Raw genomic sequence first — 2,505 nt, forward strand, 5'->3', positions numbered from 1 at the left:
CTTCAGAACTAACACAGTGGACGCGAGCAACTGAGGACAAGCCCTCGGCCTATTAGTACCGGTCAGCTCCACCCATTACTGGGCTTCCACATCCGGCCTATCAACCCAGTCGTCTACTGGGAGCCTTACCCTCTCAAGGAGGTGGGAATACTCATCTCGAAGCAGGCTTCCCGCTTAGATGCTTTCAGCGGTTATCCCTCCCGAACGTAGCCAACCAGCCATGCCCTTGGCAGGACAACTGGCACACCAGAGGTTCGTCCGTCCCGGTCCTCTCGTACTAGGGACAGCCCTTCTCAATATTCCTACGCGCGCAGCGGATAGGGACCGAACTGTCTCACGACGTTCTAAACCCAGCTCGCGTACCGCTTTAATGGGCGAACAGCCCAACCCTTGGGACCGACTCCAGCCCCAGGATGCGACGAGCCGACATCGAGGTGCCAAACCATCCCGTCGATATGGACTCTTGGGGAAGATCAGCCTGTTATCCCCGGGGTACCTTTTATCCGTTGAGCGACGGCGCTTCCACAAGCCACCGCCGGATCACTAGTCCCGACTTTCGTCCCTGCTCGACCCGTCGGTCTCACAGTCAAGCTCCCTTGTGCACTTACACTCAACACCTGATTGCCAACCAGGCTGAGGGAACCTTTGGGCGCCTCCGTTACCCTTTGGGAGGCAACCGCCCCAGTTAAACTACCCATCAGACACTGTCCCTGATCCGGATCACGGACCGAGGTTAGACATCCAGCACGACCAGAGTGGTATTTCAACGGCGACTCCACCATGACTGGCGTCACGGCTTCAAAGTCTCCCACCTATCCTACACAAGCCGAACCGAACACCAATATCAAACTGTAGTAAAGGTCCCGGGGTCTTTCCGTCCTGCTGCGCGAAACGAGCATCTTTACTCGTAGTGCAATTTCACCGGGCCTATGGTTGAGACAGTCGAGAAGTCGTTACGCCATTCGTGCAGGTCGGAACTTACCCGACAAGGAATTTCGCTACCTTAGGATGGTTATAGTTACCACCGCCGTTTACTGGCGCTTAAGTTCTCAGCTTCGCAACCCCGAAAGGTCACTAACCGGTCCCCTTAACGTTCCAGCACCGGGCAGGCGTCAGTCCGTATACATCGCCTTACGGCTTCGCACGGACCTGTGTTTTTAGTAAACAGTCGCTTCTCGCTGGTCTCTGCGGCCACCCCCAGCTCACGGAGTAAATCCGATCACCAGACGTGGCCCCCCTTCTCCCGAAGTTACGGGGGCATTTTGCCGAGTTCCTTAACCATAGTTCACCCGAACGCCTCGGTATTCTCTACCTGACCACCTGAGTCGGTTTAGGGTACGGGCCGCCATGAAACTCGCTAGAGGCTTTTCTCGACAGCATAGGATCATCCACTTCACCACAATCGGCTCGGCATCAGGTCTCAGGCTATGTGCTGTCCGGATTTACCTGGACAACGCCCTACACCCTTACCCCGGGACTACCACCGCCCGGGTTGGACTACCTTCCTGCGTCACCCCATCGCTTACCTACTACCACCTTGGGTCAGCGGCTCCACCACTTTCCTTTCCCCGAAGGGTCCGGAACGGCTTCACGGCCTTAGCATTAATGGGCTCGATATTGGGCGTTTCAAAGCGGGTACCGGAATATCAACCGGTTGTCCATCGACTACGCCTGTCGGCCTCGCCTTAGGTCCCGACTTACCCTGGGCAGATCAGCTTGACCCAGGAACCCTTAGTCAATCGGCGCACACGTTTCTCACGTGTGTATCGCTACTCATGCCTGCATTCTCACTCGTGAACCGTCCACAACTCGCTTCCGCGGCTGCTTCACCCGGCACACGACGCTCCCCTACCCATCACAGCGGGCGTTGGCCCTCATGCTGCAATGACACGACTTCGGCGGTACGCTTGAGCCCCGCTACATTGTCGGCGCGGAATCACTTGACCAGTGAGCTATTACGCACTCTTTCAAGGGTGGCTGCTTCTAAGCCAACCTCCTGGTTGTCTCTGCGACTCCACATCCTTTCCCACTTAGCGTACGCTTAGGGGCCTTAGTCGATGCTCTGGGCTGTTTCCCTCTCGACCATGGAGCTTATCCCCCACAGTCTCACTGCCGTGCTCTCACTTACCGGCATTCGGAGTTTGGCTAAGGTCAGTAACCCGGTAGGGCCCATCGCCTATCCAGTGCTCTACCTCCGGCAAGAAACACACGACGCTGCACCTAAATGCATTTCGGGGAGAACCAGCTATCACGGAGTTTGATTGGCCTTTCACCCCTAACCACAGGTCATCCCCCAGGTTTTCAACCCTGGTGGGTTCGGTCCTCCACGAAGTCTTACCTCCGCTTCAACCTGCCCATGGCTAGATCACTCCGCTTCGGGTCTTGAGCGCGCTACTGAATCGCCCTATTCGGACTCGCTTTCGCTACGGCTTCCCCACACGGGTTAACCTCGCAACGCACCGCAAACTCGCAGGCTCATTCTTCAAAAGGCACGCAGTCACGAGA

General features: G+C 56.7%; 1 rRNA gene (only partly in view). It reads right to left on the reverse strand.

The window, feature by feature from the left end:
* Positions 1-31: 31 nt before the first annotated feature.
* Positions 32-2,505 (reverse strand): 23S ribosomal RNA (locus ABT129_RS38150); it runs 166 nt beyond the window's last position.

The sequence above is a fragment of the Streptomyces sp. NPDC002057 genome (genome assembly GCF_040296665.1).
Classification (GTDB): domain Bacteria; phylum Actinomycetota; class Actinomycetes; order Streptomycetales; family Streptomycetaceae; genus Streptomyces.